Origin of the sequence: Micromonospora sp. NBC_01405 (assembly GCF_045040155.1) — a bacterium.
Classification (GTDB): Bacteria; Actinomycetota; Actinomycetes; order Mycobacteriales; family Micromonosporaceae; genus Micromonospora.
Map to the genome: position 1 here is coordinate 1,304,381 of NZ_CP109532.1, position 16,529 is coordinate 1,320,909.

General features: G+C 74.1%; 16 protein-coding genes and 1 pseudogene. 4 read left to right on the forward strand and 13 right to left on the reverse strand.

From position 1 onward, the window contains the following. Positions 1-212 precede the first annotated feature (212 nt). Positions 213-2,432, reverse strand: a complete 2,220-nt coding sequence (ligA, locus tag OG559_RS04965; RefSeq protein WP_405112911.1) for an NAD-dependent DNA ligase LigA — start codon at positions 2,430-2,432, stop codon at positions 213-215. 215 nt (positions 2,433-2,647) lie between these two features. On the opposite strand from ligA, the gene OG559_RS04970 reads away from it, so the two are divergent. Beyond that, positions 2,648-3,226 carry a type II toxin-antitoxin system PemK/MazF family toxin gene (locus OG559_RS04970; protein ID WP_405112913.1) on the forward strand — a complete coding sequence of 193 codons (579 nt, stop codon included), beginning with the start codon at positions 2,648-2,650 and terminating at the stop codon, positions 3,224-3,226. A gap of 102 nt (positions 3,227-3,328) precedes the next feature. Here the strand turns inward: OG559_RS04970 and OG559_RS04975 are convergent, their stop codons facing one another. The 9 genes and pseudogenes from OG559_RS04975 to OG559_RS05015 all read right to left on the reverse strand — a co-directional run bounded on the left by OG559_RS04975 (position 3,329) and on the right by OG559_RS05015 (position 11,709). Next, complete coding sequence (locus OG559_RS04975) at positions 3,329-4,330, reverse strand: ADP-ribosylglycohydrolase family protein (RefSeq protein ID WP_405112915.1); 1,002 nt, start codon at positions 4,328-4,330, stop codon at positions 3,329-3,331. 48 nt (positions 4,331-4,378) lie between these two features. Next, positions 4,379-4,748: pseudogene (locus OG559_RS04980) on the reverse strand (VOC family protein). A 35-nt stretch (positions 4,749-4,783) separates the two neighbouring features. Further along, a complete protein-coding gene (locus OG559_RS04985) occupies positions 4,784-5,788 on the reverse strand; it encodes a methionine synthase (protein WP_405112917.1) in 1,005 nt (334 codons plus the stop codon). 18 nt (positions 5,789-5,806) lie between these two features. Next, the gene (mnmA, locus tag OG559_RS04990) at positions 5,807-6,880 is read right to left on the reverse strand and encodes a tRNA 2-thiouridine(34) synthase MnmA (protein WP_405112919.1); all 1,074 of its coding nucleotides are present in this window, start codon (positions 6,878-6,880) and stop codon (positions 5,807-5,809) included. 132 nt (positions 6,881-7,012) lie between these two features. Further along, positions 7,013-8,188, reverse strand: coding sequence for a cysteine desulfurase family protein (locus OG559_RS04995; RefSeq protein WP_405112921.1), 1,176 nt, complete (start codon positions 8,186-8,188; stop codon positions 7,013-7,015). Between the two features lie 357 nt (positions 8,189-8,545). After that, positions 8,546-9,505 (reverse strand): electron transfer flavoprotein subunit alpha/FixB family protein, encoded by a 960-nt coding sequence (locus OG559_RS05000; protein ID WP_396669720.1) that lies wholly within the window; start codon positions 9,503-9,505, stop codon positions 8,546-8,548. Positions 9,506-9,516: 11 nt separating this feature from the next. After that, positions 9,517-10,296 (reverse strand): electron transfer flavoprotein subunit beta/FixA family protein, encoded by a 780-nt coding sequence (locus OG559_RS05005; protein ID WP_405112923.1) that lies wholly within the window; start codon positions 10,294-10,296, stop codon positions 9,517-9,519. 205 nt (positions 10,297-10,501) lie between these two features. Continuing rightward, positions 10,502-10,915: a hypothetical protein gene (locus OG559_RS05010; protein WP_405112925.1), complete on the reverse strand. Its 414-nt coding sequence runs from the start codon at positions 10,913-10,915 to the stop codon at positions 10,502-10,504. Beyond that, positions 10,912-11,709 carry a GNAT family N-acetyltransferase gene (locus OG559_RS05015; protein WP_405112927.1) on the reverse strand — a complete coding sequence of 266 codons (798 nt, stop codon included), beginning with the start codon at positions 11,707-11,709 and terminating at the stop codon, positions 10,912-10,914. Before OG559_RS05015 ends, OG559_RS05010 begins: the two co-directional genes overlap by 4 nt. Positions 11,710-11,720: 11 nt before the next feature. Between OG559_RS05015 and OG559_RS05020 the strand changes: the two genes are divergently transcribed. The 3 genes from OG559_RS05020 to OG559_RS05030 are packed head-to-tail and all read left to right on the forward strand — an operon-like array spanning position 11,721 to position 12,881. Beyond that, complete coding sequence (locus tag OG559_RS05020; protein WP_396669716.1) at positions 11,721-12,143, forward strand: YidH family protein; 423 nt, start codon at positions 11,721-11,723, stop codon at positions 12,141-12,143. Then, a complete protein-coding gene (locus tag OG559_RS05025; protein ID WP_405112929.1) occupies positions 12,140-12,439 on the forward strand; it encodes a DUF202 domain-containing protein in 300 nt (99 codons plus the stop codon). The genes OG559_RS05020 and OG559_RS05025 overlap by 4 nt, the downstream gene beginning before the upstream one ends. A gap of 28 nt (positions 12,440-12,467) precedes the next feature. Then, on the forward strand, positions 12,468-12,881 hold the full coding sequence (locus OG559_RS05030; RefSeq protein WP_405112931.1) for a PLD nuclease N-terminal domain-containing protein: 414 nt from the start codon (positions 12,468-12,470) through the stop codon (positions 12,879-12,881). Positions 12,882-12,952: 71 nt separating this feature from the next. On the opposite strand, the gene OG559_RS05035 is transcribed toward OG559_RS05030, so the two are convergent. The 3 genes from OG559_RS05035 to OG559_RS05045 form a co-directional block, all read right to left on the reverse strand. Further along, positions 12,953-13,762 (reverse strand): ABC transporter permease, encoded by an 810-nt coding sequence (locus tag OG559_RS05035; protein WP_405112933.1) that lies wholly within the window; start codon positions 13,760-13,762, stop codon positions 12,953-12,955. Beyond that, positions 13,759-14,733, reverse strand: coding sequence for an ATP-binding cassette domain-containing protein (locus tag OG559_RS05040; RefSeq protein ID WP_405112935.1), 975 nt, complete (start codon positions 14,731-14,733; stop codon positions 13,759-13,761). The genes OG559_RS05035 and OG559_RS05040 overlap by 4 nt, the downstream gene beginning before the upstream one ends. Positions 14,734-14,878: 145 nt before the next feature. Further along, on the reverse strand, positions 14,879-16,501 hold the full coding sequence (locus OG559_RS05045) for an acetolactate synthase (RefSeq protein WP_405112937.1): 1,623 nt from the start codon (positions 16,499-16,501) through the stop codon (positions 14,879-14,881). Positions 16,502-16,529 lie beyond the last annotated feature (28 nt).

The following is a 16,529-nucleotide window of genomic DNA, read 5'->3' on the forward strand; positions in this document are numbered from 1 at the left end:
CAGCGGCCACGGCGGACCCTGCGCCCGTCGTGCCCCCATGAAACGCCCTGAGTGCCGCTTTTTCCGAGACGACAGCCACGAATCGGTCGTAGTCGTAATTAAGTTGGTATACGCGACCAGGTGGGGTCAAGATTCACGACCCGCCCCCGCCGGCCCTCCGGCCGGGTCACCCGGGCCGGTGACGGCCGGGGCGCTCGGCTGCGGCGGCCGGGTCACTCGCCGACGCGGGCCACCTCACGGGCCGCGTCCGGGCCCTGGTCGAGCAGGACCCGGAAGCCCTCCTCGTCCAACACCGGCACCTTCAGGCTGACCGCCTTGTCGGCCTTGGAGCCGGGGTTGTCCCCGACCACGACGAAGCCGGTCTTCTTGGAGACCGAACCGGTGACCTTGCCGCCCCGGACCTGGATCGCCTCGGCGGCCTGGTCCCGGGAGAACCCGGCCAGGGTGCCGGTCACCACGACGGTGAGCCCCTCCAGCGGGCGAGGCCCCTCGTCGACGGCCTCCTCGGCCATCCGTACGCCCGCCTCGGCCCACTTGCGGACCACCTCGTGGTGCCAGTCGACGGCGAACCACTCCTTGATGCTGGCCGCGATCGTCGGGCCGACGCCGTCGACCGAGGACAGCTCCTCCTCGCCGGCCGCCTCGATGGCCGCCATCGAGCGGAAGTGCCGGGCGAGGGCCTGGGCCGCCGTCGGGCCCACGTGCCGGATCGAGAGCGCCACCAGCACCCGCCACAGGTCGCGCTCACGGGCCACGGCAAGGTTGTCGATCAGCTTCACGGCGTTGCTGCCGAGGCTGCCGTCCTTGTTGACGAAGAACGGCGACCGGGCCAACTTCTCGGCGTCGAGGGAGAACAGGTCGCCCTCGTCGGCGATGACCTGCGCGTCCAGCAGCGCCGCCGCGCCCTTGTAGCCGAGCACCTCGATGTCGAACGCGCCCCGGCCGGCCAGGTGGAAGACCCGCTCGCGCAACTGCGCGGGGCAGCCACGGCTGTTCGGGCAGCGGATGTCGACGTCCGCCTCCTTCTCCGGCCGCAGCGGGGTGCCGCAGGCCGGGCAGGTGGTCGGCATGACGAACGGCCGGGCGTCGGCCGGACGCAGGTCGACCACCGGGCCGAGCACCTCGGGGATCACGTCGCCCGCCTTACGGATCACCACCGTGTCGCCGATCAGCACACCCTTGCGCTCCACCTCCTGCGCGTTGTGCAGGGTGGCCAGGGCCACCGTCGAGCCGGCCACCAGGACCGGTGCCAGGACGGCGAACGGGGTGACCCGGCCGGTGCGGCCGACGTTGACGTCGATGTCGAGCAGCTTGGTGTTGACCTCCTCCGGCGGGTACTTGAAGGCGATCGCCCAGCGCGGGGCCCGGCTGGTGGAGCCGAGCCGGCCCTGGATGGAGACCGGGTCCACCTTGACCACCACGCCGTCGATCTCGTGCTCGACGTCGTGCCGGTGCTCGGCGTAGTACGCGATGAACTCCGCGACGCCGGCCAGGTCGGGCACCACCCGCCAGCGGTCGCTGGTCGGCAGCCCCCACGCCCGCAGCGCCGCGTACGACTCGGACTGGGCGGTCGGGGCGAAGCCGCGCCGGGCGCCGACGCCGTGCACCACCAGCCGCAGCGGCCGGGACGCGGTGATCCGCGGGTCCTTCTGGCGCAGGCTGCCGGCGGCGGCGTTGCGCGGGTTGGCGAACGGGGCCTTGCCCTGCTCCACCAGGCTGGCGTTGAGGTCGGCGAAGCCGGCGATCGGGAAGTAGATCTCGCCGCGCACCTCGATGAACTCGGGCACCTCGGGGAACTCGGCCGACGTGGTCAGCCGGGCCGGCACGTCCCGGATGCTGCGGACGTTGGCGGTGACGTCCTCGCCGGTGCGCCCGTCGCCCCGGGTGGCCGCGCGCACCAGCCGACCCTGCTCGTAGGTCAGGTTGATCGCCAGCCCGTCGACCTTGAGCTCGCACAGGTAGGACACCGGGCCGCCGGCGTCCCGCTCGACCCGCTCGGCCCAGGCCGCCAACTCCTCGTCGGCGAAGGCGTTGTCCAGGGAGAGCATCCGCTCGGCGTGGGCGACCGGGGTGAAGTCGGTGGAAAAGGTGCCGCCGACCCGCTGGGTCGGGGAGTCCGGGGTGCGCAGGGCCGGGAACTCGGCCTCCAGCGCCTCCAGCTCGCGTAGCTGCCGGTCGAACTCGGCGTCGGTGACGATCGGGGAGTCCAGGACGTAGTAGCGGTACTGGTGCTCGGTCAGCTCCTGGCTGAGGGTGGCGTGCCGCTCCCGCGCCTCGGGGGTCGGCTCGGCCCCCGCCGCCGCCTCCTGCGCCGGGGTGACCTGCTGCGGAACCGCACCCTCAGCACCGTCCGGCGCGGCCGGACCCGCCGTCGACGCCGGATCGTCCCCCGACGCCCCGCCGCTCTCGGTCGCCCCGCCGCTCTCGGACATCCCGCCGCTCCCCGACATCCCGCCGCTCCCCGACACCTTGCCGCCACCGGACACGTCGCGCGACCTCCCGTGATCAAGCTACCCCCGCACCGTATCGGTCGGGTGTGACAATCCGCCGGCCGCCCGCCGCGCCCGGCGGGCCGTCACCCCGCCGACGTGCGAGGATCGCCGCACGTCGGCGGGCCCGGGCCGACGCCGGACAGAGGGAGGCGCGGATGACGGACTGGCTGCTCTGGGCACTGGCGATCGTGCTGGCCGTCGCGGCGGGCTGGGCGTGGAGCGAGTGGCGCCGGCGCAACGCCGGGACCGAGCGCGCCCGCGCCCGGCGGGACCGGACCCGGCCGCAGCGGGACCGGCCGCGCCCCGGATCCACCCCCGCCCGTCCCGGCCGGGGCGCCGGCACGCGGGCCCCGGGCCGACCGGCCGCCCCGCCCCGGCCGCGCGCCGCCGAGCGAACCAACGCCCCCGCCGGTACGCCCCGACCCGGCGAGGTCTGGTGGGCCGAGGTCCCGTACGCCGACGGCACCGGCTCGAAGGTCCGCCCCTGCGTGGTGCTGCGGGCCGGCGAGCGGGACGCCGACGTGCTCAAGGTCACCAGCCAGGACAAGTCCGACCGGGACGATCACGTCCGCATGCCCACCCGCGACTGGGACCCCGGGGCCGACCACGACAGCTACCTCGACATCAGCGAACCCATCCGGATCGCCACCTCGGCCTTCCGGGACAACGCGGGCAGGTGCGACCCCACCCTCTGGCGCCAGCTCCGCACCCTCCCCCACCTCCCCACGCCCTGACCCACCCGCCCGCAGCGCGTTGATCAAGAAGTTTCGCGTCAGCCGGCGAGCGGGTCCTGACGCAAACCCCTTGATCAACGCGCTGGTCGGGGTGGAGTGGGGTCAGTCGTGGGGGGCGGCGAGGGTGGTCAGTTGGTCGGCGTACTCGATGCGGGTGGACCAGTCGCGCGGCCAGGCGGACAGTCCGTGGGCAGCGCCGACGAAGGCGCCGGCCAGGGCCGCGATGGAGTCGGAGTCGCCGGAGGTGGTCGCACCCCGGGCCAGCGCGCCGACCGGGTCGTCGGCGTGCCACAGCGCGCAGAGCAACGCCGTCGCCAGCGCCTCCTCGGCCACCCACCCCTCACCGGTACGCCGGCACGGGTCGCCGCCGTCGTCGGGGCGGGTGAGCGTCGTGGTCAGCCGGCCCAGGGCGGCCAGGCACTCGTCCCAGCCGCGGGCGATGAACTCCTCCGGGGAGTCCACCCCCGGGCGCTGCCACAGGTCGCCGAGCCAGTCCGCCCGGTAGACCCGACGCTGCTCGCGGGCCCGCTCGGCGAGCAGCACCGGCAACTCGGCCAGGGCGACGCCGTCGCGCAGCAGCCGGACCGCGTAGGCGGTCAGCTCACTGGCGGCCAGCCCGGTGGGGTGGCCGTGGGTCAGCCCGGCCTGGAACTGGGCGAGACCGGCCAGGGTGTCCAGGTCGACGGGGAGCAGCCCGACGGGGGTGACCCGCATGTTGGCGCCGCAGCCCTTCGAGCCGGCGACGGTCGCCTCCTGCCAGCGCACCCCCCGGGACAGCTCGGCGCAGGCCCGCAGACAGGTCATCCCCGGGGCGCGGTTGTTGTCCGGGCTGACCGCCCAGGCCATGAAGCGCTCCCGCAGCAGCGGCTCGACCGCCTCCGGGGTGAACGCTGGCGCGTCGTGCAGCGCCCAGCCCACCGCGAGCGCCATCTGGGTGTCGTCGGTGACCAGCGCCGGGTCGCCCTCCAGTTCGCGAGGGCCGGACGGGCCGTACCGGCGGTGGATCTCGGCGACGGTCAGGAACTCGGTCGGCCGGCCCAGCGCGTCACCGTAGGCGAGGCCGAAGAGCGAGCCGGAGGCCCGCCGGAGCGAGGTGTCAATCACCCCCGTGATCATGCCCGGCGGCAGCAAACCGCGCCACGGGAGCGCGGGTCAGTCCCAACACAGGCAGAACGGGTGCCCGACCGGGTCGGCGTAGACCCGGAAACCCTCGCCCTCGCCGGGCAGCCGCCGCGCGCCCAGGGCCAGCGCCGCCTCCTCGGCGGCCTCGATGTCGGAGACGGTGACATCGAGGTGGAACTGCTGGGGCCGCTCCGGGTCCGGCCAGGCCGGCGGGGCGCAGGTCGGGCGCCTGCTGGAAGGCGAGCCGAGGATGGCGGCCGACCGGGCCGCCGAGCACCACCCACTCGTCGCCCTCGGAGTCCTCCTCCGCCACCGACAGGCCCAGCAGCTCGGCGTAGAACGCCGCGAGGGCGCGGGGATCCGGGCAGTCGATCACCGTGGAACGCAGTTGTCCAACCATGGGGTCATTCTGCCCACCGGGCCCGACAGGAAACCTCAGTCCTCGGCGAGTCGCCGGCCCGCGTCCCGGCACGCCGCGAGCACCGCCCGGACGTACTGCGGGCTGGCCCCGGCAAGGCCGCAGGCCGGGGTGACCACCACCTGCTCGGCGAGGCGACGGCGCGGGAAACCGAGGCGGTCCCAGACCTGACGTACCCGGTCGGCGACCTGGGCGGAGGTCGGCGCGCCACCGGCCGGCGGCGGGGTGGCCGGGGCGGCGCCGGCCAGCAGCCCGAGCCCGGCGTCGATCGCCTCGCCGAGCGGGTCGAGGTCCCGCACCAGGCTCAGGTCCAGCGCGACCGCGGCGGCGCCGGCCGAGCGGAACAGCTCCAGCGGGACGTCCGGCGCGCAGCAGTGCACCACGACCGGGACCCCGACCGCCTCGACCACCGAGCGCAGCAGGTCCGCCGCGTCGGGCTGCGCCACCGGGCGGTACGTGCCGAGGCCGCTCTCCGTGGGCACCCGCCCGGCCAGCACGGCAGGCAGGGACGGCTCGTCGAGCTGGAGCAGCACCGTGGCCCGGGGCAGCCTGCGGGCCACCGCCGCGACGTGCACGCGAAGCCCTTCGGCGAGGGACCCGGTGAGGTCCCGCACCGCGCCCGGGTCGCGCAGCATCCGCCCGCCGATCGGCAGGTCGAGCGAGGCGGCCAGGGTGTACGGGCCGGCCGCCTGCACCTTGACCGTCCCCGCGTACTCCTCGGCCTGCTCGGCGAGCTGGTCGAGGTCGCGTTCCATCAGGTCCCGGGCCCGGCGCAGGTCCCGGCCCGGCCGGGGGGCGACCCGCCACCGGCCCGCGTACAGCTCGACCGGCAGCTCGACCAGCAGGCCGCCGGTGCGGCCGATCAAGTCCGCGCCCGGGCCGCGCTCGGGCAGCTCGGGCAGGTGGGGCAGCGCGGGCAGCTCCCCGAGGACGACCCGCTGCGCCTCGGCGACGTCGGTGCCGGGCAGCGAGCCGATACCGGTCGCCGCGCCGGCCGGCCAGGGCCACGCAAGATCTGTCACGGGCGAAGGGTATACGGATCAGGTGGTGATGGTGGCGGAGCCGAGCACCACGTCGCCGGCCTGGTCCGGCCGGTACGCCACCACGGCCTGGCCCGCGGCGACTCCGCGCACCGGACGGCGCAGCTCGGCGCGCAGCGTGTCCCCGATCAGCTCGACGGTGGCCGGCACCACGTCGCCGTGGGCGCGCAACTGCACCTCGCACCCGACCGGCCCGGCCGGCCGCCCCCCACCGGTCCACACCGGACGCTCGGCGCGCACCGAGAAGACCTCGAGCGCCTCGGCCGGCCCCACGGTGACGGTGTTGGTCTTCGGTGTGATCGAGAGCACGTAACGCGGCCGTCCGTCCGGGGCGGGCCGGTCCAGGTGCAGGCCGCGCCGCTGCCCCACCGTGTACGCGTACGCGCCGGTGTGGCTGCCGACCACCGCGCCGGTGAGCGCGTCGACCACGTCGCCCGACGCCTCGCCGAGTCGTCCGGCCAGGAAGCCCCTGGTGTCGCCGTCGGCGATGAAGCAGATGTCGTGCGAGTCGGGCTTGTCGGCAACGGCCAGCCCGCGGCGGGCCGCCTCCTCGCGGACCTGCGCCTTCGTCGAGTCGCCGAGCGGGAAGACCGACCGGTCGAGCTGGGCGCGGGTCAGCACCGCCAGCACGTACGACTGGTCCTTGGCGAGGTCGACGCTGCGGCGCAGCAGCCCGTCCGGGCCGAGCCGGGCGTGGTGGCCGGTGACGACGGCGTCGAAGCCCAGGGCCACGGCCCGATCCAGCACCGCCGCGAACTTGATCTTCTCGTTGCAGCGCAGGCAGGGGTTCGGGGTACGACCGGCCGCGTACTCGGCGACGAAGTCGTCGACCACCTCTTCATGGAACCGGTCGGCCATGTCCCACACGTAGAACGGGATGCCGATCACGTCGGCGGCCCGCCGGGCATCCCGGGAGTCCTCCAGCGTGCAGCACCCCCGCGCCCCGGTGCGGTAGGTCTGCGGATTACGGGCAAGCGCCAGGTGCACGCCGGTCACGTCGTGCCCGGCCTCCACAGCCCGCGCCGCCGCCACGGCGGAGTCCACCCCGCCCGACATGGCCGCAAGAACCCTCACCCCGTCACGCTCCCTTCCCCACCCCGAGCGTACCGGCCCCGCCCTGTCGCCCCGTCGATCATGGAACGGTGCCGGGTGCGGAAGGCGCACGGCACCGCACCGGGCCCACGGGCCCATCCGGTCGGCGGGGGGCTAGCGGGGGGTGCGGAGGGCGGCGGCGCGGCGGGCGCGGTCGACTGCGGCCGGGAGGGCCGTCACCAGGGCGTCGATCTCTGCCTGGGTGCTGGTGTGGCCGAGGGTGAAGCGGAGCGAGGAACGGGCGCGGTCGTCATCGGCGCCCATCGCGATCAGCACGTGCGAGGGCTGGGCCACGCCGGCCGAGCAGGCCGAGCCCGTGGAACAGGCGATGCCCTGGGCGTCGAGCAGCAGGAGCAGAGCATCGCCCTCGCAACCCGGGAAGGAGAAGTGCGCGTTGCCCGGGAGCCGATCGGCGGGGTCGCCGTTGAAAACCACCTCGGGGACGGCGTGCCGGACCCGCTCCACCAGGTCGTCGCGGAGGGCGGCCACCCGGACCGCGTACTCCTGCTGGCCCTTCACGGCCGCCTCCACCGCGACCGCGAAGGCGACGATGCCGGCGGTGTCCAGCGTCCCGGAGCGGACGTCGCGCTCCTGCCCGCCGCCGTGCAGCAGCGGGGTGGCCGCGACATCCCGGGCGAGCACCAGCGCGCCGACGCCCGCAGGGCCGCCCAGCTTGTGCCCGGTGACGGTGAGCGCTGAGACGCCGCTGGCGGTGAAGTCGACCGGAACCTGGCCGACGGCCTGGATCGCGTCGGTGTGGAACGGCACGCCGTGCTCGGCGGCGACGGCGGCCAGCGCGGCGACCGGCTGGAGGGTGCCCACCTCGTTGTTGGCCCACATGGCGGTGACCAGGGCCACGTCGTCGCCGTGCGCGGCCAACTCGGCGCGCAGCGTCTCCGGGGCGAGCCGACCGGCGGCGTCCACCGGCAGCCACCCCACCTCGGCCCCGTCGTGGTCGACCAGCCAGTCGACCGCGTCGAGCACGGCGTGGTGCTCGACGGCGCTGGAGATCAGCCGCCGCCGGCCCGGGGACGCGGACCGGCGGGCCCAGAAGATGCCCTTGACCGCAAGGTTGTCGCTCTCCGTGCCGCCGCCGGTGAAGATCACCTCCGACGGGCGGGCGCCCAGCGCGGCGGCCACCCGCTCGCGGGACTCCTCCACCCAGCGCCGGGCACGCCGGCCGGGCGCGTGCAGTGACGACGCGTTGCCAACCTCGCGGGCGGCGGCCAGGTACGCCTCCAGTGCCTCGTCGAGCATCGGAGTCGTCGCGGCGTGATCCAGGTATGCCATCACCGTTCAGCCTACTGACCGGGGCACCGCCGACCCGAAGCCGGAGGGCGTCCCGGGCCGGACCGGGCCACCGACGGATAGCGAGAGGGAAACCCCTCCGCACCCGCACGTGGCGAATCTCCCGAGCGTTCCGGGGTACTACAAGATCTGGCTCGACAACCGCCCACTCCGGCGACCCCACTGTCGAGGGGCACCCTGACGAGCTGATCGGCGGGCCGGCCCAGCTCCCCGACCCGCCGATCAGCTCCTTCCCCCACCCCCACCCCACCCCGGGCGGGGCAAATACACGGAAAGAGTGGCCATCCCACGTGGGATGGCCACTCTTTCCGTGTATTTGCGGGCCTCAGGGGGCGGCGGTCACTTGCGCTTGCGGATCTCCTCGGCGGCCTGCGGGACGACCTTGAACAGGTCGCCGACGACGCCGAAGTCGGCCAGCTCGAAGATCGGGGCCTCGCCGTCCTTGTTCACGGCGACGATGGTCTTCGAGGTCTGCATCCCGGCCCGGTGCTGGATCGCCCCGGAGATGCCCAGCGCGACGTAGAGCTGCGGGGAGACGGTCTTGCCGGTCTGGCCCACCTGGAACTGGTGCGGGTAGAAGCCGGAGTCGACGGCCGCGCGGGACGCGCCGACGGCGCCGCCGAGCAGGTCGGCCAGCTCCTCGACCAGCTTGAAGTTGTCGGCGTTGCCGACGCCACGACCGCCGGAGACGACCACGCCGGCCTCGGTCAGCTCGGGGCGCGAGCCCTTCTGCTCGGCGACCCGGTCGACGACCTTGGCCAGCTTGTCGGTGTCGGTGACCGACACGGTGAGCTGCTCGACGGTCGGGGTGGCCGCGGCCGGCACCGGGGGGACCGAGTTCGGCCGGACGGTGACCAGCGGGAGGCCCTTGGTGACCTTGGACTTCACGATGGCCGAGCCGGCGAACGCGACCTGGGTGGCGGTGCCGTCGGCCGCGAGGCCGACCACGTCGGTCAGGATGCCGTTGTCCAGCTTGACGGCCAGCCGGGCGGCGATCTCCTTGCCCTCCTGGGCGGAGGCGAGCAGCACGGCCGCAGGCTGGACCCGCTTGACCAACTCGGCCAGCACGGTGGCCTTGGGGGCCACCAGGTAGCCGTCGATCTCCTCGCCCTCTGCGGCGTAGATCTTCTCCGCGCCGTACTCGCCCAGCTTGGCGCTCAGCGCCTCGGCGGCGCCGGGGCCACCGAGCACGACCGCGCTCGGCGTGCCCAGCTCGCGGGCGAGGGTGAGCATCTCCAGGGTGACCTTCTTGACGCCGAACTCCCGGGTGGCTTCGACGACGACGAGAACCTCAGACATGTCCAGACCCCTCACACGAACTTCTCGGTGGCGAGGAACTCGACCAGCTGCACGCCGCCGGAGCCCTCGTCGGTGACCTTCGCGCCGCCGGAGCGCGGTGGGCGCTTGGTGTGCCCCAGCACGGTGCTGGTCGCGCCGTCGAAGCCCACCTCGGCCGGGGCGACACCGAGGTCGCCCAGGGAGAGCGTCTGCACCGGCTTCTTCTTGGCGGCCATGATGCCCTTGAAGGACGGGTAGCGCGGCTCGTTGATGGTGTCCCAGACGGAGACGACGGCCGGGGTCGAGGCGGTGACCACCTCGTAGCCCTCCTCGGTCTGCCGCTCGACGGTCAGGGTGGCACCGTCGACGGTGAGCTTGCGCGCACCGGTCAGCGCGGCGACGCCGAGGCGCTCGGCGATCATGTGCGGCAGGACCTGGACCCGGCCGTCGGTCGACTCGGCGCCGCAGATCACCAGGTCGGCACCCAGCTGACCGAGAGCGGCGGCGAGCACCTTCGAGGTGGCCACGGCGCAGGACCCGTGCAGGGCGTCGTCGACGACGTGCACGGCCTTGTCCGGCCCCATGGAGAGCGCCTTGCGGATCGACTCGGCCGCCCGGTCCGGACCCATGGTCAGGATGGTGACCTCGCCGCCGTGCGCCTCCTTGATCTTCAACGCCTCCTCGATGGCGTACTCGTCCATCTCGTTGATGACGTTGTTCGCCGAACCGCGGTCGACGGTGTTGTCGTCAGTGCGCAGGCTGCGGTCCGCGCCCGAATCGGGCACCTGCTTGACGAGTACGACGATGTTCATCGCGCTTCGACGACCCTCCTGTTGGTGTTGCGATTGCTCGCCCGGTCTCGGGCGCAGCCTCGCGCGTCCGTTGACGCCCGGTCAACAGCGGGCTGCTGTGCAGTTGCCCACGACCCATGTTACCCACAAGTAGCTTCGGCCTCCGGGGGGCCCGGAGTGACACAACTCACCGCACGCGACCCGGCCGGGGCGCGTGCGGCGGAGGTCAGGCCGGCTCGGCCAGCGCGGCCCTGATCTTGTCGATCGCCGCCACCTCGGCCGGCACCACCCCCCGGTGCGCCCGGGCCACCCGGTCGGCGGCGGCAAGCACCAGCGACCGGTAGCCGGCCACGTCCTCCGGGGACTTCTCCCGCAGGATCTCCACCGCCCGGCCGAGCGCCGGCAGCACCACCGACTCGATCTCCAGGGCCGAGTCCCGGGGCAGCATCGGCAGCGGCCCGGTGGTGAGGGCCTCCTTCACCGGGCCGCCCGCCTGCGCCAACACCCCGGACGCGGCGAAGCTCTCCCGCAGCAACGCGAGCATGCCCGGATCGGCGTTCGAGACCAGGAAGACCGCGCCGAACGCGCCGGTCTTCAGGGTGAGCCGCTCGTCGTCCGTCAGTCGCTGCCCCATGGTCACGGAGTGTAGATGTAGGGCGTGGTGGTGGTGACCGGGACGAGGCCGAGCCGCTCCAGGATCGGCCGGCTGTCGTCGGAGGCGTCCACCTGGAGCAGGGTGCGGTCGCGCTGGGCGGCCAACCGCGCCCGGTGGCCGACCAACGCCCGGTAGATGCCCCGGCGGCGCCAACCCTCCAGCGTCGAGCCGCCCCACAACGTCGCGAAGCCGGTGCCGGGGACGTAGCGCACCCAGCCGGCGCTGACCACGGTCTCCCCCGCCTCGGCGACCACCACCGTGATCGACTGCGGGTCGGCGGCGATCTCCCGCTCCAGCCCGTCGGCGAGGTGACCCCGGCTGTCGCCCCAGACCTCCTCCTCCATGACCACGATCCGGTCCAGGTCGGCGCGGGCGGTCACCTCGCGCAGGCGTACCCCCTCGGGAACCACCGGGAGGGCTGCGGCCAGCGGCGCGACCGGGCCGATCACGACGGTCTCCCGCTCCTCCGGGACGAACCCGGCGGCCCGCAACCGGTCGGGCAGGTCGGCCGGCTCGTCGTGGCCGTGCAGCTTCCACTCCACCTGCTCGCCCCGGGCCCGGAAGAACTCCACCTGCCGAGCGATCAGCTCGTCCAGCGCCGCCCCGGTCAGGCCGCTCAGGTCCCGGTAGCTGAGGAAACCCCCGTGATCCAGGCCGAGAATGCGGGACAGCGGCCCGTCCCGCTCCACGGTCACCCCGGCCGGAAGCGGGTCCGGCACCCATGCCTTCAGCTGGTGGTCGTACGCCTCACGCAGCGTCATCGCGTCAAGATCGGTCACCGGTCCAGGTTATGCCCGGGGCAAAGCGGATAATCGGCGTCGTGTGGGAGACGGTGCGGCGGTGGTTCGACCCGCGGGAGCTGCGGTCGGTGGGCAGCACGCCCGACTACCGGTTCTCCCTGGCCAACGAACGGACGTTCCTGGCCTGGCTGCGCACCGGGCTGGCGCTGGTCGCCGGCGGGCTGGCCGCGGCCCAGTTCCTGCCGCCGCTGCCGCTGGCGCACCTACGCGAGGCGATCGCCGTCGCGCTGCTGCTGCTCGGCGGGACGGTGGCGGTGCGGGCCGTGGACCACTGGGCCCGCACCGAGCGGGCCATCCGGCTCGGCGAGGAGCTACCGGCGTCCCGCTTCCCCGCCGTCCTCGCCCTCGCCGTGGGGCTGGGCGCGCTGCTGCTGGTGGTGGCCGTGCTCGTCCGGGCGGTCGGCGGCCGGTGACCGGGGACCCGGGGCTGCAGCCCGAACGGACCCGGCTGGCCTGGCGGCGCACCCTGCTCGCGTTCACCGTCGTCACCGTGCTGACCGTCCGGTTGGCCCTCACCGGGGACGCGATCGGGGCGGTGCTGGCCGGCGTGGCGATCGCCGGCTGGGCGGCGGCGCTGGCCCTCTGCTGGGGGCGGGCCGTCGGCTCGGGCCCGATGCGCGGCACATCGCGGACCATGCCCGTGGTCGCCCTGGCCGCCCTCGGGCAGGCCACGGTGGGTGTGCTGCTGACGGTGCGCGGACTGTGGTGATCGGGCGAAGGTGCGCCATGATAGGGGGATGGCCAGGCTGTACGTCCTACTCTTCCTGATCCAGATCGTCCTCGCGGTCTGCGCGCTGATCAGCTGTCTCTCGGCCGAGGAGGGTCAGGTCCGCGGCCTGCCCCGGATCGCCTGGGTGCTGGTCATCCTGATCTTCCCGCTGGTCGGCTCGATCGCCTGGTTCGTCGCGGGACGGGAGCCCGCCGCGGGCCGGCCCCGGGCGGCCGGGCCGCTCGGCGGCGCTCCAGCCGAGCGCCGCCGGCCCGTCGCCCCGGACGACGACCCGGAGTTCCTCAGCTCCCTCGCCGAGCGCTCCCGCGAGCAGGACCGGGAGCTGTTCCGCCGCTGGGAGGACGACCTGCGCCGGCGCGAGGACGACCTGCGCCGTAAGGAGGGCGACCCGCCCCGGGAGGACGACCGGCCGGGGGCCTGACGCGGCGGCGAGCCCGACCAGGCTGCCCGGTCAGGTTGCCCGGCTGGAGCCGGCCCGCGAGCTGGTACGGGTCACACTCGACGCCTGAGCGCCCGAACCGCCAGGGGTGCGAAGACGGCGGCGAGGGCGACGGCCCAGAGCATCGACTGGACGACCGGGGTGGCCACCGGGCCACCGACCAGCAGTCCACGCAGGGCGTCGGCCAGGATGGTCACCGGGTTGACCTCGACCCAGTGCTGGAGCCAGCTCGGCATCCGGTCGGTCGGGACGAAGACGTTGCTGGTGAAGGTGAGCGGGAAGATCACCATGAAGCCGAAGATCTGCACCTTCTCGGGCTCGCTGACCAGCACCCCGACCAGCACCGAGATCCACGCGGCGGCCAGCGAGAACCCGAGCAGCAGGACGAACGCCCCGAGCAGCCCGAGCACCCCGTTGCCCAGCCGGAAGCCGAGGATCGCGCCGACGCCGATCAGCAGCGACACCGACCACGCCTGCTTCACCGTGTCGGCGAGGATCCGCCCGGCCAACGGCGACCAACGGGCGATCGGCAGGGTGCGCAGCCGGTCGAACACGCCCTTGGTGAGGTCGTTGTTCAGCCCGAACCCGGTGGTCATGGTGGCGAAGAGGGCGTTCTGCACGATGATGCCGGGCAGCGCGAACGTCAGGTACTCCCCCGGCGAGCCGGAGATGGCCGTGCCGAAGACGTACGTGAACAGCAGCACGAACATCACCGGCTGGATGCTCAGGTCGAGCAGCTCCATCGGGTTGTGCTTGATCTGCACCAGGCTGCGCCAGGCCAGGGTGAGGGTGTGCCGCAGCCCGGCGGACACGCCGAGCCGTCGGGCCGGGGCCAGCGGGGCGGTGACGGTGGCGGCGGTCATGCCGGCGTCCTTTCCAGGTCGGCCCCGGCCGGGGCGTCGGACTCGGCGCGGTGGCCGGTGAGGGAGAGGAAGACCTCGTCGAGGCTGGAGCCACGCAGGGCCAGCTCGGCCACCGGAACCTCGGCGGCGTCGAGGCGGCGGACCACGGCGGGCAGCACCGCCGGGTCGTTCACCGGGACGGTGACGGTGGTGTGGGCGACCTCCGGGGGGACGGCGGCCACCTCGCCGGCGATGGACACCACGGTCGCCAGGTCGGCCGGGTCCGCCGGGCGGACCGTGAGCACCTGGCCGCCGGTCTTGGCCTTCAGCTCCTCCGGCGTGCCCTGGGCGATCACCCGGCCATGGTCGACGACGGCGATCTCGCCGGCGAGCTGGTCGGCCTCCTCCAGGTACTGCGTGGTCAGCAGCACGGTCACCCCGTCGGTGACCAGTTCGCGGACCGTGTCCCACAGCTCGTTGCGGCTGCGCGGGTCCAGCCCGGTGGTCGGCTCGTCGAGGAAGAGCACCTGCGGCCGGCCGACGAGGCTGGCGGCCAGATCCAGGCGGCGGCGCATCCCGCCGGAGTAGGTCTTCGCCGCCCGGTCGGCGGCGTCGGTCAGCTGGAACCGGGCGAGCAGCTCACGCGCCCGGGCCCGGGCGTCGGCCCGGCTCAGCCCGAGCAGCCGCCCGATCAGCAGCAGGTTCTCGGTGCCGGTGAGGGCCTCGTCGACCGAGGCGTACTGACCGGTGAGGCCGATGAGCTGACGGACCCGGTGGGCGTCGCGGCGGATGTCGTACCCGCCGACGGTGGCGTGGCCCTCGTCGGCGGCGAGCAGGGTGGCGAGCACCCGCACGATGGTGGTCTTGCCGGCCCCGTTGGGCCCGAGCAGCCCGAACACGGTCCCGGTGGGGACCGCGAGGTCGACTCCGGCGAGGGCCGTGGTGGCGCCGAAGCGCCGCACCAGACCCTCCGCCCGGATCGCGTACGTCATGGAAAGCTCCCGTCGTCTTGCTTGTCACGCCACCATGGCCGACGGCACTGACAAACTGCCGAGGCGCGGCTGACGTTACGGCGACGGGCGCTGACAATTCGGTGATTTCGCCCTCGGCGGATCACGCCGGGGGCTGACGGCGGCCTCAGGCCAGGTTCGAGGAGCGGGGGTACGCGTCGGCCGGGTCGGTCAGGACGTTGACCAGGTACGGCACGCCGGAGGCGAAGGCGCGGTCCAGGGCCGGGGCGAGGTCGGCGGCCTTCTCCACCATCTCCCCCGCTCCGCCGAGGGCCTCGACGACGTGGTCGTAGCGCAGTCCGGGCTGGAGGTCGGCGGCCACGTCGTAGCCGTACATGGCCCGCATCGGGTGCTTCTCCAGGCCCCAGATGCCGTTGTTGCCGACCACGATCACCACGGGGAGCTGCTGGCGGACCAGGGACTCCACGTCCATCAGCGAGAATCCGGCCGCGCCGTCGCCCATCAGCACGCAGACCTGCCGGTCCGGGTGGCTGACCCGGGCCCCCATGGCGTAGCCCATGCCGGTGCCGAGGCAGCCGTACGGGCCGGGGTCGAGCCAGGTGCCGGGCTGGGCGGGCTCCAGGTACTTCCCGGCGTACGAGACGAAGTCGCCCCCGTCGCCGATGGTGATGGCGTCCGGGGCGAGGACCCGGCGCAGCTCGCCGTAGACCCGGGCCGGTCGGATCGGGTCGGTCTCGGCGGCCATCTCCTCGGCGTCGCGGGCCTTCGCGGCGTCCTCGGCGACGCGCAGCTCGGCGACCCAGTCGGCGTGGTCGGCCCGGTCGCCGGGGTGGTCCGCGAACGCGGTGAGGACCAGCCGCAGGTCGCCGGCGGGCGAGGCGGCCGGCTGGACGTGGGTGGCGCGCTGGCTGGGCGCGTCCACCACGTGCACGACCTTGGCGTCGCCGAAGTCGCCGAAGGCGAGCCGGAAGTCCAGCGGGGTGCCGATCACGACCACCACGTCGGCGTTGCGCAGGGCGACCCGGCGGGCCTTGGCGAAGGAGAGCGGGTGGGTCGGCGGCAGCGCGCCCCGGCCCATGCCGTTGGTGAAGACGGGCACCTGCAACGCCTCGGCGGCGGCCCGCAGGGCGTCGACGGCGTCCCCGGCGTACACGTCGGAGCCGGCGATGATCACCGGACGGCTGGCGGCGGCGATCAGCGCGGCGGCCCTCGCCACCTCCGCCGGGTCGGCCTCGACCGGCGCGGGCGGGGCCACCTCGGGCAGCTCGGCGTCGCCGACGGAGAAGACCGCCTCCAGGGGGAGGTCCAGGAAGACCGGGCCCCGGTGCGGGGTGAGCGCGGTGGTCAGCGCGGCACTGACCGCGCGCGGGATGTCGTCGGCGCTGAACACCGTCTCGGCGTGCTTGGTGACCGGGGCGACCAGTGGCAGGTGGTCCATCTCCTGGAGGCTGCCGGAGCCCCAGCGGAACTGCGGGGCCCGACCCCCGAGCACCAGCACCGGCGACGCGTTGAAGAACGCGCTGGTCAGCCCGGAGATGCCGTTGGTGACGCCGGGGCCGGCGGTGAGCACGGCGAGGCCGGGGCGGCGGTTGAGCTTGGCCACCGCCTCGGCTGCGAAGACCGCCGACTGCTCGTGCCGGACGTCGTAGAGCGGGAATCCGGCCTTGTGGGCCGCGTCGTAGAGCGGGAAGACGTGCCCGCCGGAGAGGGTGAACATCTCCCGTACGCCGTGCGCGCGCAGCGCCGCGAGCGCCAGTTCCCCGCCGTGACCTTCGACCCGCTCCGTCATCGCGTTCCCCTCGTCCGTGGCCGGAGTC